Raw genomic sequence first — 12,790 nt, forward strand, 5'->3', positions numbered from 1 at the left:
TTCCTTTGAGTTTCACCCTTGCGAGCATACTCCCCAGGCGGTGCACTTAATGCGTTGGCTACGGTACCGGGGGTCGACCCCCCGCCACCTGGTGCACATCGTTTACTGTGCGGACTACCAGGGTATCTAAACCTGTTTGCTCCCCGCACCTTCGCGTCTCAGCGTCAGTACATGGCCAGATGCCTGCCTTCGCCATTGGTGTTCCTCCAGATATCTACAGATTTCACCCCTACACCTGGAATTCCGGCATCCCCTCCTGTACTCAAGCCCTGCAGTTTCCAGCGCGCCCCCCCGGTTGGGCCGGGGTCTTTCACGCCGGACTTGCAGGACCGCCTGCACGCCCTTTACGCCCAATGATTCCGAACAACGCTCGCCCCCTACGTGTTACCGCGGCTGCTGGCACGTAGTTAGCCGGGGCTTATTCCGGGATTCACGTCATCCCGCGGCCATTCCCTGCCACGGTCGTTCCCCCTCCCGAAAAGAACTTTACAACCTCACGGCCTTCTTCGTTCACGCGGCGTCGCTCCGTCAGGCTTTCGCCCATTGCGGAAGATTCTTAGCTGCTGCCTCCCGTAGGAGTCTGGACCGTGTCTCAGTTCCAATGTGGCCGTACACCCTCTCAGGCCGGCTACCCATCGTCGCCACGGTGGGCCGTTACCCCGCCGTCAAGCTAATGGGACGCAGACTCATCCCCCGGCGGCGCCGCAGCGCCTTTCCCGGATCCCGCCTCCGCGGGTCCCGTCTCATCCGGTATTAATCCAGGTTTCCCTGGGCTATCCCCGGCCGGGGGGCAGATTGTCCACGTGTTACTCACCCGTCCGCCGCTCTAGGGGCCCGAAGACCCTTGCCGCTCGACTTGCATGCTTAAAACGCGCCGCCAGCGTTCGTTCTGAGCCAGGATCAAACTCTCCGTCATAGGAATCCCGCACCCGAAGGCGCGGGCTCTACTTCTTCAATAGTTCACCCTGTCATTCCTCGCAAACGAACGTAGCTTTCATACTACTGTTCATCATTTCTTAGGTAATTGACAGAAAGCCCTTACAGCTTCCACACACTCGATCAACAGCCAATTGGCAATCATCTCGTGTCTTGTATCTTCTCTTCTCTTCTCTCATATGTCTGTCAAAAAACAACCGCCGTCGACTTGGCGTCGCTCAGCGTGCTCCGATAACATAACAAAAGACGCCTTCTAGTGTCAAGCATCCCTTGCAACTATTTCTGCATTTAATTCGCCCGTTTTTTCAGAAGCTCGTACACAATCTCAGAAAATCCTGCACCACCCTCGCTCTCAGAGGCATAGCGAGGAAGCACTTGCATCGATTGGACGTGCTTTTTTATGTTGCCGACACCAAAACTCAAGGGAAAATGAGAAAACATCACCTGGTCGTTGGGGGCATCCCCGCAATAGCAGCTTTTCTGAATCATCGTTGCTTCATCAAGACCAAGGACATCGGCAAAAAAGGCTTTTGTCCCCTGATACTTGTCAAAGGAACCAAACCAAGCATTCACATGAATCGAGCTTACCGCAGTCCCAGCTCCCATGCTTCTGCACACCTCGACCACCTTTGCAATCTGCCGGGCATCCAAATACGGCGGCTCGCTGCCGTGGTCGAACGCAACATCATAGATTCTGGCAAACTGGTCGCTGGAAAGCTTGGAACCGGGGACCTGGGAGAGCACCTTCTGAATCAAGGCGCTTTTTCGCTGTTCATACCCCTCTTGTACGATGGAGGGGTGTACATACTTGCGGATGGCACCATCTTTGCGATACAGGCACACTGCTCCGCTTTCGCTGAGCACGGCCTCAACCGGCCACTGTCTGAGATAGGTGTCGCCCCATCCAGCAGACCCCCCGGTCACACAAATGGTTCGAATGCCTGCTTCCTGCAGGGCATACAAGGCCGCAAGAGCAACCGGCCTGAGCTTTCCTTCGGTTGTAATCGTATCATCAACATCAGTGAGCAAAAACGAGACCTGTGAGGCCTCGTCCTTGCTGAGATTCTGCACACCCAGCATAGTCATCGGGTCATTGTCGAAAGGCTGCCATCACGGATGATTGCCTTGATGTACGTCAAGAAGGACATGACTGAAGATAAGGCCGCCAATACGAAAACCACATACAGGCCGATGCGGGCCCCTTCCATGAAAGGAGCATCGGAGAGCCAGTTGTCCAAGGCGATATAGAGAATGCCCAACGCCCCGCTGATGGCATACAGTACAGCCTTGCTCTTCCCCCACAGGTTTGCCGCCACCGGCTTGCCCTTTCCCATCATCAACATGCGCACGAACAGGATGGAGAACTCTCTCCACATAATAAGGATGAAGGTCCAAAGAGGCATGACACCGGCCCCCGACAGGCACACAAAGTATGTCAGTCGGGAGAAGGTATCGGCAAACGGATCCATCACCTTGCCCAAATCGGTAACCAAATTCCTGCGTCTGGCAATCTGGCCGTCCAGCAAGTCCGTCAACTCTGTGAGCGCCCATAAAAGAAGAGTCAGGATGGAAGAAAGGCTTTGTAAGTCCTCTCCGAACCAAACGCCCAAATGGAAAGCGATGAAGAACATGGGAGCCATGATCAGCCGGGATACCGTAAGCTTATTCGGAATATTCATGAATACCTCTGATTAGCCGAACAGCCGGCTGAACTTGTTTTCAAGGTAGCTTGTGAACACCGTTGCGTCAAGAGCTTTTCCGGTTACCGCCAGGGCTGTCTCCCGTCCTGTTTTCAAGGCACCCTTCTCATAAACGGCCTTTCTCAGATACGAGCTGATACCTTCCACATCGCCGGGTTGCAGGCCGAGCTGGCTCTGCATATGAGCCCAAATTTGGGCTCCATAGAGATTACCCAGAGCGTAGGTGGGAAAGTACCCGAAGTCACCGCTGCTCCAATGCACATCCTGCAAGACACCCTCCCTGTCAGTTGCCGGCTTGAACCCGAAGAGGCGGGAAAACTCCTCATTCCATGCCTGGGGAAGGTCCGCTACACAAAGGCTTCCGGCAAGCAGGGCCTGCTCAAGACCGAACCGAAGAAAGATGTGCAGGCTGTAGCTCATCTCATCGGCATTGACGCGGATGCAGGTCCGCCCAACCTTGTTGACTGCCCTGACAAATCGGTCGAGACCTACAACGGCAGTCTGGGAGGGGAAGATTTTTTGAAACTGTGGATAGTAGCGCTCCCAGAACTCAGGACTTTTTGAGACCATGTTCTCCCAAAGCCGACTCTGCGATTCGTGCATCCCGTGGGAAGCCCCACCGGCCAGGCTCGTACCTCTCAAGATTGTATTTGAAGCTCCCATCTCATAGAGTGCATGCCCGCCTTCGTGAATCGAGGAGGAAAAACTATCCATGACACTGGGATCGGTATAGCGGGTGGTGATGCGGATGTCGTCGCTTGCAATGGTCGTTGTGAACGGATGCACCGAGACGGCAGAGCTGCCGCGGGTGAAATCGAATCCCATATCGGTCAGCACCTGGTTGGCAAACGCCTGCTGGCCCTCGATTGCATACGCTTGGTGTAAAAAAGAGTCATCCACATCCTTGTCAGCATAGGTCTGCACCATATCCGACAGCGGGCCCTTGATCGAATCAAAGAGGGAAGTCACCTCCTGGGTGTTCATGCCTTCCTCGAACTCAGAGAGCAGAGCATCATACAAGGTGGCTTGGCCGTCAGACAGGCAGGAGGCCTTCTCCTTCACCAAATCCACCATGACCGACAGGTCTTTTGAAAAAAGGGCGAAGTCGTCGGCTTTACGGGCCGAAACCCAGCTCTGATGGGCTTTTGCTGCCTGTTCGGTGATGGCCCTCACCAAATCCTTGGGCATTCGGCGCTTTCTTTCGTACTCTCTTCTACGCACCCTGATCAAGGCCCGCTCGAAATCCGATTCACACGTTCTTTCATCCAAGACATCGAGCAACCGCCCCATCTCATCCCCGCTTGCAACAGCATGGGACTGCTCGGCAAGCCAGCCGAGCTGGATGGAGCGCTCCTGTACCGCCTTATCACGGAGAACCATCTCCTGGTCCCATTGCAAGGCTGCGCCGATATGCTCAAGCATCACCAGATGACGGTCAAGCTCCTCAAGGCGTGCAAAGGCTTGTTGTTGATTCATACATCCCTCCACCGATAGAGAGCCGGATCGCTCCGGCTCTCTTGGCATTTACAGCTGCTGCTTGCTCTCTACCTTCTGCTTCACCATATCGATGAACGCCTGGGTGGAAAGCCCGTTCTCCTGCTTGCCGGTTCTCAGCCGTACCGATACCTGGTCGTTCTGAGCCTCCCGTTCGCCGATGATCACCATATAGGGAATCTTCTGCTGCTGGGCGTTGCGGATCTTGGCGTTCATGCGGTCGTCACCAAGGTCGGCACTAACCCGGAAGCCTTCCTTGCGCAGCCTTCCCTCCAGCTCCTTTGCGTAATCGAAGAAGGTCTCACCAACCGGAATCACCTTGATCTGCTCAGGCGACAACCACGGCGGGAACGCTCCTGCATAGTGCTCGATCAGAACACCGAAGAACCGCTCGATGGAACCAAGAAGGGCCCGATGGATCATGTACGGGCGTTTCTCCACGCCGTCTTTGTCCACGAAGGTCATATCGAAGCGCTCAGGCTCGTTGAAGTCAAACTGAACCGTGGAGAGCTGCCATTCACGACCGATGGCATCCTTGATCTTGAGGTCGATTTTCGGTCCGTAGAAGGCTCCACCGCCCTCATCGATCTCATACGACAACCCTTCAGCCACAATAGCCTTGCGCAGTGCCTCGGTTGCATCAGCCCAACGAGCCGGGTCACCTACCGATTTCTCCGGCTTGGTGGAAAGGTATGCATTGATCTCGGTGAATCCGAATGCATGGAGCATATGCAATGAGAACCGCAAAACCTCCAGAATCTCATCATTCATCTGGTCGGGGGTGACAAAGAGGTGGGCGTCATCCTGAGTGAATCCACGCACCCTCATCAGACCATGCATGGCTCCGGCCTTCTCATACCGATATACGGTACCCAGCTCAGCCCAGCGGAACGGCAGGTCCCGATAGGAACGCTTGCTGTTCTTGTAAATCATGATATGGAACGGACAGTTCATCGGCTTCACATAGTAGTCGCTCTTGTCCATCTCCATCGGAGGATACATGCCTTCCTTGTAGAAACCCAGGTGACCGCTGGTCTCCCAAAGCCATGATCGGCCGAGATGGGGGGTGTAGACCATCTCATAGCCGTTGGCATAATGCTCGCTGCGCCAGAAGTTCTCGATCGCCTGACGGATGCGCGCTCCCATCGGATGCCAATACACCAGACCCGGGCCGGCTTCTTCATGCAGGCTGAACAGGTCGAGCTCCTTGCCGAGCTTTCGATGGTCGCGCTTCTCAACATCCTCAAGGTGCTGCAGGTACAATCGAAGGTCCTTCGCATTCTCCCATGCAGTACCGTAGATGCGGGTCAGCATCGGGTTGGTCTCCTTGCCGCGCCAATAGGCACCGGCGATGCTCATCAGCTTGAAGGCATCAGCCTTCAACTCCTTGGTCGACTCCACATGAGGACCGCGGCACAGGTCGGTGAAGCCACCCTGGCTGTACAACGACACCTCCTCATCCTCGGGAATGGCCTCCAGCAGTTCAAGTTTATAGGTCTGGTCGGCGAACTGCTTCCGGGCCTCGGCGCGGCTCACCACCCTACGGACAAACGGCTTGCCCTCGGCGATGATCGCCTTCATCCGTGTGGTAATCTCCTCGAGGTCCTCATTGACCAACTGTCTGGGCAGGTCGAAATCATAATAAAAGCCGTTGTCGATCGCAGGGCCGATCGTTATCTGTGCTGTGGGAAACATTTGCAGCACCGCCTCTGCCATGACATGCGCCATTGAGTGTCTAATTTTGGAGAGTTTCTCTCCTGCATCTTCCTTTGCCATACCATATCTCCTTGTATATACCAACAAAAAAGCCTTCATGCCTTCCCTCTCCGGTACGGCATCATCCGCATCCGGCAAGGACGAAGACATGAGGGCTCTCATGTTCCGCGGTTCCACCTTGCTTCCCTTTTCGATGCTTCGCCACCGAAAAGGACGCTCAATTTACCTGTATCGCCAGGTGTGCGGCATAATCTACCAGGTTTCCCGTTCGGTATGCGGCTCAAAAGGGGTTTTCATCGAGCGCCTGCCAAATTCCTCTCAATCAAGGGAATTCTCCCTGTGGCCCCGTTGTCGACTACTCGTCTTTCTCATCGCCTTGTCAGATAGAATGCTTACATTGCAAAAAATTGTCAAGAGTACAACAGGCGGGAAATAACGGCGGCAGCGCCCTCTAGGAACTCTTGGTCCATCGAGGTGAATCGGCCAAGCTTGGGGCTGTCGACATCGAGCACTCCCACCACCCTGCCCTTGGCATCGAGCAGAGGCACAACCAGTTCGCTTCTGCTCGCACTGTCGCAGGCAATATGGTCGGCAAATGCATGCACATCGTCGACTCGAACACTCTTGGCGGTTCGGGCGCACAGTCCGCACACTCCTCTGGAAAAAGGAATGTCGGTGCATGCGACCTTCCCTTGGAATGGGCCAAGCACCAATTTCTGACCTGAATCATCGACAAGGTAGAACCCCACCCAATTGATGTCTTCCAAACATTCAGAGAGCAAAGCCGAGGCATTGGAGAGATGGCAGTAGCGCCTTTGCAGAGTTCCATCCCAATCACCGATCAAAGCAGCAAGCTGATCAAGAATCCCGCCATCCTTGTGCAATATCATATACCACGCTCCTCGTCACTGGATTACCGACCGCATGGCTTTCACCGGCGCGGCGGCCTTGTTCCCTCCACGCAGCTTCATCGCCACTGAGGGTTTTACTACCACACCCGGGCCGTTGATGCAACCACCCTCGCAGCACATCACCTCGACCAAGTCGGCCTCGGCAGGTCGTTTCTCCCAGATTTTCATCGTTCTGAACATCTTCTTGTCTACCCCGTTGACCGGGAGCACCTGCACTTCATGGCTCGGGGCAAAGCGGCTCAGCACGCAGGAGGCAACCCCACCGGAGAGTGCAAACTGCCGGCAGTCCTCGAATGAGGAGGTATCACCAAGATCGGAGCCCTCCAATTCCCGTACGTCGATGCCTTTGGCGATGAACAGGGAGGCAAGCTCGCTGAAGGTGATGACAGCATCGACCGTCTTCAACCTGAGTGCCTCCACCTTCTTTGCAAGGCAAGGACCTATGAAGACGTTCTTGGTGGCAGGATTGAGCTCTTTTGCCTTCAGCGCCGCATACCCCATGGGAGAGAGAGCCGAGGAGCGGCGTTCGCCGAGGAACGGCAGATGCTTGTCGACAAGCTCCATGTAGGCAGGACAGCAGCTGGTGGTCATATATCCTTCACCCCTCGCTTTACGCTCGGCCAGCTCCTCGGCTTCATGCAGGCTTGTCGTCTCAGCCCCCTCGCTGACCTCCAGCACAGAGGAGAACCCGGCAGCAAGCAAGGCTGCCTTTATCTGGGAAAGCGTACCGGGAAACTGACCTTCTATGGCCGGGGCGATCAGGGCGGTTACATGCTCTTCTTTGCCGAGCATCTTGACTACCGGCATGAGGGATGAACGCTCGACTATGGCCCCGAACGGGCAGCTCATCGCACAGCGTCCACAACTGATGCACTTCTTGTAATCAATCTCCACATATCCCTCTTCGTTTTTCTTCACCGCATTGACCGGACAGGCTTCCTCGCAGGGAACCGGGATATGGACAACTGCATGGAAGGGGCATACTTCCTTGCACTTGCCGCAGCGGATGCAGCGGCTCTCATCAATATGGGCCTGCCCGCCGGAAAAGGTGATGCAATCCTTGGGGCAGTTTGCCAGACAAGGCCTGGCAAAACAGCCTCTGCAGGCGTCGCTGATCAGGTAGCGGTCAGGAGGGCAGGAAGAACAGGCGGTACTGATGGTCGTCAGAATCGGTGCGGCGCTCTTGTCTGTCTCCATCACCTCCTCTACATACTCGGCGAGGCTCTTCAGCTCATCGTCATCAGATTCGATATTGATGCCCAAAAGTGCCATGATCCGGTAGCGGACCATCGCCCGCTCCTTGTAGATGCAGCATCTGTTGGGAACCCTCTGCTTGGGAATGATCCTGATGGGAAGCTTGTCGACATTCTCCTTCAGCGTTCCCGCAAAGAACTCCTTGAGCACTTCTGCATGGACCTGACGCTTCATCAGCGTATATTGGTTGTTGAGTTCAAGCACGGGTTGCCTCCGTAAGGAGTTTGCACAGCATCTCCTGGTTTACATTGCCATAGACCTTCTCACCGATGCGAACATAGGGGGGACGGTCCTTGGACTGTGTCTCCTTGCAGCCGCCGATGCAGCTGACTCCCTCGATCTCGCAACCGCCGAGTACCGCAGGGTCCAGAAATTCATTATAAAGGAGCAGGTCGGCACCCCCCTGCACAAAACAGGCGGTCCCAACACAAATCTGTACATGCACTTTCTCTTTCTTACCCATATTGCTCTCCTGTTCAAATATATTCCTGTGAGGTCTCTTTCAAATAGACGTCTTCCAATGCCCTTCGAAGCCTGCCGATCAGGTTTCTCCGAATCCCTATCTCCACCGGTATGCTTGGATCCTGGTGGGCCTCATTGATTTTCGTTCCCACAATGAAGTGCACCTGATCGCTCTCCTGCATGACCTGGATGAACTTCTTCACTGCATCGTTGGTCATTGAGCGGACCGGTTTCTTTTGCTCCAGGGCGGTGGCCACCTTGCTGAGGGTAAGCATCCCCTCGGTCACCAGGTCAATGCCTTCCATCATCGAGCACGGGGGAACTTGGGCCGACCAGCAGCTCATATCCACCTTCAAAGGCTTTTGCATGAGACGTGATACAATTTGTGCAGTTGTCCCACCGCTGACAATCTTTCTCCCTTCAAAATCCTTGATCTTTTGGACCAGCTGCCCATCATGCTCCTTGATGAACGGGGGTCCGGTCACCACCAGGGTACGCCTGGGCCTGCGGACATACACCACCATGCAGGTGATGTCATCCTTCGCACTGAGACGATCCAGGCTGTGTGCCCGACAGACAATGGCCTGGGCGAGATCATGGCTGGAGATGTCGGGATTGGCCTCGATCTGGGTGCGGGTGAACTCCCTGACCCCATCAAGACGCCACCCCAAGGGAAGGGATTTTCCCATCCCCGCCTGGGTGACCCCGTCACTGAAAATCACAAGGCGGCTGCCGATGGGCAACGTGAGCATGGAGTGCCCCAACACCTCTTTCTTGAATGCGCCGTCACGCTGCAGGTCGATATGCTCGACATCCCATTGCAAGCTTCTGCTTCCTTGGAACACCAAGGCGCCGGGATTGTCGTACTCCACCAGGTTCATGGCGACCTGGTCGCTTGGGAGCACCCTCAAATCCGCGATGGTAAAAGTGGCATAACTGATCTTTCGTTCCTTGCAAACCGGAAGCGTATTCATGATGATGCGCGCCGAATGAGTCAGATCCATCGGGCTGAAACTCAACTTGTGTGCCATGCGAGCCGTCAGGCTGGCCAATACGTTTGCCTTGACCCCGCTTCCCAGGCCATCGCTGAGGGTACATACAATCTGGTTGTTCTCAGGGTTCCGGGAGAGCAGGAACACATCTCCCCCGATCTTTTGCCCATCCTTGTAGATTTGGGCATAGTCGACATCGATGAAGAGATCGTTCATGACTCCACCTTGGTGAAACCATCGCTCTGGCTGCTTGGGGGAACCTTGAATGCGTCTATGAGGCTGTTGAGCATGATCTCGGTCTCGGCGGCATTCTCCCCAAGCAGGCTGGCGATCTGCTGCACTGTCTCCAAGCTCTTCTGGATGACATCCTCGGCTTTCTTGATCACCGTCTCCCTCCTGACAGTGGGGGTGGTGACATCTTCGAACAACGCTCCCACCAGATGTTGTTTCTCCACCGAGAAGAGGGTGACTTTCAGAAACTTGTCCTGATAGTGCAGGCGGTACTGCTGGGCCCGGGGATTGGAAAACTGGTTCTGGAATTTCTCATGGAACGGGACAAACCGTTCAAGCGGCAAACCGCCTACCAAACCCAGCAAGTCACCATCGATGGAGAAATCCAGGTCACCGAAAAGCTTGAGAAAGCTATTGTTGCAGTCGACGATTTTCAGCTGGTCATCGACGATGACCACCCCGATTGGAATGGTCCTGAGAAGCACATCGATCTTGCTCTGGGCCTCCTTGCGCATTTTGGTCACGCACATCTCGGGTTCAGCCATTCCATCAAGATACGCAATGGCCATTTCGCGGCAGCTGTTGTAGCCGCAACCCCCGCAGTTCAACTCCTCGGCCTTGTCCCGCTTGCCGAGAACCTTCAAAGCCTTCTCAATTTCTGCTTCATCGTGTAGTGAAACAAAGCTCGAAACCGGCAGGTCTTGACTGTTGTCCCCGGACTTTTCAATCAAGGCATATCCTTTCTCGAGCAAGGTGGCAACAAAGTCCCGGTCACCAGCGAACAGCGGCCCTTCATCGGTAATGCGACTACGGGTATACCGCGAAGAGATGCCTTTCTTTGCCGCAGAGGAGCGCCCCTTTTCACAACCGGGCCCATTGATGCAGCCGCCCTCGCAAAAGAGCAGTTCCAGAAAGTCGGGGTTGACCTGTCCCTTTTCCATTCCTGCAAGCGTCCCGACCACCTGGTTTGAACCGCTGATGGCGACCGCCTTCGTTTGAAACGGGTCGCTCCCCCATGCAAGGGAAGCGATCATGCCGCCTTCGACAGGATAGAGGGTGGAGGAACCTGCCCTGCAGGGAACAAACGGGGGAACCAGGCAGGGATCGGCAGCCACCTGCTCTGCAAGCAGAGCCAAATCGAGGTTCTCCAATTTCAGCCAAGTGCGCAGTTCCTCGAAAGTCAGGGCGAAATCAGGGTATCCGGGCGTCTCATCAGATTCCACCTTCTTTGCAATGCAAGGGCCGATGAAGACAACACCGATCTCCTGCCCATAGAGCTTTCTCAGGTATGCGCTATGGCACTGAAGCGGCGAAGGCACCTTGGCCAAGGAAGGAATCAAGGAAGGATAATACTTCACCACTGTCTGCACCACGGTGGGACACGCAGTGGATATCCAAGAGCATGTGCCTCCATTGCTTTGTGCATGCACTTCAATCGACTCATTGACCAACGCCGCACCGATTGCCGTCTCACTTACCGCACTGAATCCCAGACGATGCAAAGCCAATACCAAGGCATCCACACCCTCGGGGAATTCACTGGCGGCCGATGGAGCAAGGCTGCAGTAGATTTTTCTCCCGCTGGTCAGAAACTGTCTGACGCGGGCAAGATCATTGCGGATTTTTTTAGCATGGGAGGGGCAGATATCGACGCAATGGCCGCAGTAGATGCAGCGGTCCTTCACCACCACCGCCGAGCCATCCTTGACCTGAATCGCCTTGACCGGGCAGCCGCGCACACATTTATAACAATCCCGGCACTCGGTCAACTCGGTATAGATGGGGTGGATCATGCCTTCCATCCCCTGTTGTACAGCTCTCTTTTGACCAGTTCAAGGACGCTTGCAGTATCGAGGCCGCTGTAGGTTTCATTGTCGATCCTCAGGTTCGGACCTTTTGAACAGTTGCCGAGGCACAGGTGACCGGCCAATTCAACCTGATCGGACAAGCCCTCTTCCTTGAGATATGCTTCCAAGGCCTGCAGGGTTTGAGAATTTCCTCGAGCAAAGCAGGAGCTTCCCAGACAAAGTTCTACAACCAATTTATCCATCACTACGACCTCACTACCTGTTGTTGGGCTCAATCGTACTGCGAACACCCCTGCAAGTCAATAATTCTTGAGAAAATGGAACTTTATTCTGAGTTTCCAGTATTTATATGGTACATTAATCCCGTTTAATTCATTTTAATATTCTTTTAGGAATATTTAAAAGGGGTACCGTAACGATACCCCGTATTGCAATCAGTTAATTTACCACTCGTCATCCTCTTCGAGCAGGTCTTCCTTGGCCATTTTCCGCTTGACCTTGGCAGAAAGCACGGCAAAGCTGGTTGCCAGGTCGGTGCGCTGCACCACCACCCGAGGCGGAAGCTTCAAATCCTTCGGAGCAAAGTTCCAAATGGCAAGAATTCCGCATGCCACCAGTTTTTCAGCAACTTCTTGGGCTTGCACTGCAGGGACGGCGATGACCCCGATGTTCACATGGTTTTCCTCGAGGTACTGCTGCAGATGAGAAAGCGGATACACAGGAACATCGCCCAGTTTCGCACCCCACTTCTGCTGGTCGATGTCAAAGGCAGCCACAATCTTCAGTCCATAGCTCTCAAAACCCTCGTAGCGGGCAAGCGCCGATCCGAGATGCCCTGCACCGATGAGCACTGCATCGGTCGCATTGTCCCAACCAAGGGTGTGCACGATTGCATCGATGAGTTTGACTACGGTAAAGCCCACCTTGGGTTTGCCTTCAATTCCGGTGCAGGAAATATCCTTGCGGACTTGAATCGGTTTCAGGCCGAGCTCATCGGCGAGCATGGTAGCCGATACCATTTCCATCCCCTCGTCGCGATAGCCCTTGAGAAGGCGGAGATAGGAAGGAAAACGCTTGATGGTGGGGATAGGAATTCCACGGTTGTCTGTTGCCATCATTACTCCTGTTGCAGTGCATCGACGATACTCTCTACGAGAGAGGACGGTGTGGATGCCCCCGCTGTAATGCCCAGTATAGCACACTGGCGCATTTCATTTGTGATTTCTGCTGCTTCCTCTATATGCCAAGCCTTCCTGCCCATTTCAAGAACCATCGAGTACAGCGCC

At 54.7% G+C, this 12,790-nt stretch carries 12 protein-coding genes and 1 rRNA gene; all 13 read right to left on the reverse strand.

The annotated features are described in order from the left end of the window. Positions 1 to 916: ribosomal RNA gene (locus B3F49_RS04130) — 16S ribosomal RNA — on the reverse strand; the annotation flags it as partial. Between the two features lie 308 nt (positions 917 to 1,224). After that, positions 1,225 to 2,022: a haloacid dehalogenase gene (locus B3F49_RS04135; RefSeq protein WP_293894315.1), complete on the reverse strand. Its 798-nt coding sequence runs from the start codon at positions 2,020 to 2,022 to the stop codon at positions 1,225 to 1,227. Then, complete coding sequence (pgsA, locus tag B3F49_RS04140) at positions 2,019 to 2,615, reverse strand: CDP-diacylglycerol--glycerol-3-phosphate 3-phosphatidyltransferase (RefSeq protein WP_293909169.1); 597 nt, start codon at positions 2,613 to 2,615, stop codon at positions 2,019 to 2,021. Before pgsA ends, B3F49_RS04135 begins: the two co-directional genes overlap by 4 nt. Before the next feature lie 12 nt (positions 2,616 to 2,627). Beyond that, the gene (locus tag B3F49_RS04145; RefSeq protein WP_293909172.1) at positions 2,628 to 4,112 is read right to left on the reverse strand and encodes a carboxypeptidase M32; all 1,485 of its coding nucleotides are present in this window, start codon (positions 4,110 to 4,112) and stop codon (positions 2,628 to 2,630) included. A gap of 48 nt (positions 4,113 to 4,160) precedes the next feature. Continuing rightward, positions 4,161 to 5,906 (reverse strand): threonine--tRNA ligase, encoded by a 1,746-nt coding sequence (gene thrS / locus B3F49_RS04150; RefSeq protein ID WP_293909175.1) that lies wholly within the window; start codon positions 5,904 to 5,906, stop codon positions 4,161 to 4,163. 350 nt (positions 5,907 to 6,256) lie between these two features. Beyond that, positions 6,257 to 6,736 carry a GAF domain-containing protein gene (locus B3F49_RS04155; RefSeq protein ID WP_293909178.1) on the reverse strand — a complete coding sequence of 160 codons (480 nt, stop codon included), beginning with the start codon at positions 6,734 to 6,736 and terminating at the stop codon, positions 6,257 to 6,259. 15 nt (positions 6,737 to 6,751) lie between these two features. Further along, complete coding sequence (locus B3F49_RS04160) at positions 6,752 to 8,215, reverse strand: monomeric [FeFe] hydrogenase (protein WP_293894325.1); 1,464 nt, start codon at positions 8,213 to 8,215, stop codon at positions 6,752 to 6,754. Beyond that, entirely contained in the window at positions 8,208 to 8,474 is a 267-nt protein-coding gene (locus tag B3F49_RS04165) for an NAD(P)H-dependent oxidoreductase subunit E (protein WP_293909180.1), read from the reverse strand. The genes B3F49_RS04160 and B3F49_RS04165 overlap by 8 nt, the downstream gene beginning before the upstream one ends. A 13-nt stretch (positions 8,475 to 8,487) precedes the next feature. Then, a complete protein-coding gene (locus B3F49_RS04170) occupies positions 8,488 to 9,681 on the reverse strand; it encodes a SpoIIE family protein phosphatase (protein ID WP_293894329.1) in 1,194 nt (397 codons plus the stop codon). Continuing rightward, positions 9,678 to 11,489 carry a [Fe-Fe] hydrogenase large subunit C-terminal domain-containing protein gene (locus B3F49_RS04175; RefSeq protein WP_293909183.1) on the reverse strand — a complete coding sequence of 604 codons (1,812 nt, stop codon included), beginning with the start codon at positions 11,487 to 11,489 and terminating at the stop codon, positions 9,678 to 9,680. Before B3F49_RS04175 ends, B3F49_RS04170 begins: the two co-directional genes overlap by 4 nt. Next, positions 11,486 to 11,746, reverse strand: a complete 261-nt coding sequence (locus B3F49_RS04180) for a (2Fe-2S) ferredoxin domain-containing protein (RefSeq protein ID WP_293894332.1) — start codon at positions 11,744 to 11,746, stop codon at positions 11,486 to 11,488. Before B3F49_RS04180 ends, B3F49_RS04175 begins: the two co-directional genes overlap by 4 nt. Before the next feature lie 201 nt (positions 11,747 to 11,947). Continuing rightward, the gene (locus B3F49_RS04185; RefSeq protein WP_293909186.1) at positions 11,948 to 12,619 is read right to left on the reverse strand and encodes a redox-sensing transcriptional repressor Rex; all 672 of its coding nucleotides are present in this window, start codon (positions 12,617 to 12,619) and stop codon (positions 11,948 to 11,950) included. 2 nt (positions 12,620 to 12,621) lie between these two features. After that, positions 12,622 to 12,777 carry a hypothetical protein gene (locus B3F49_RS04190; RefSeq protein WP_349681279.1) on the reverse strand — a complete coding sequence of 52 codons (156 nt, stop codon included), beginning with the start codon at positions 12,775 to 12,777 and terminating at the stop codon, positions 12,622 to 12,624. Positions 12,778 to 12,790: the final 13 nt, after the last annotated feature.

The organism is Sphaerochaeta sp. UBA5836 (assembly GCF_002432845.1).
Lineage (GTDB): Bacteria > Spirochaetota > Spirochaetia > Sphaerochaetales > Sphaerochaetaceae > Sphaerochaeta.